This window comes from Pseudomonas sp. SIMBA_068 (genome assembly GCF_046534705.1).
Taxonomy (GTDB): Bacteria; Pseudomonadota; Gammaproteobacteria; order Pseudomonadales; family Pseudomonadaceae; genus Aquipseudomonas; species Aquipseudomonas putida.
In genome coordinates, this window is record NZ_JAWRYI010001373.1 from 1 (window position 1) to 244 (window position 244).

1 protein-coding gene is annotated in these 244 nt (G+C 61.1%); it reads left to right on the forward strand.

Features of this window, described 5'->3' with window-relative positions:
- The coding region (locus SB756_RS34115) for a hypothetical protein (protein ID WP_410913759.1) at positions 1 to 244 on the forward strand (244 nt) is incomplete at both ends.

A 244-nucleotide genomic window follows, 5' to 3' on the forward strand; every position in this document is an offset into this window, starting at 1 on the left:
GAGATGGGTGAAAGCAAGGAGCAGGCGGCAACCTTTGCCTACACCTCCACAGCCTTCCCCATGCTGACCGGCACCCTGGTGACTGTGGCCGGTTTCGTGCCGATCGGCCTGAACGCCAGTTCGGCCGGTGAATATACCTACACCCTGTTTGCCGTGATTGCCGTGGCGCTGATCGTGTCGTGGGTGGTGGCGGTGTTCTTCGCGCCCGTGCTGGGCGTACACATCCTTAGCAGCAAGGTCAAAG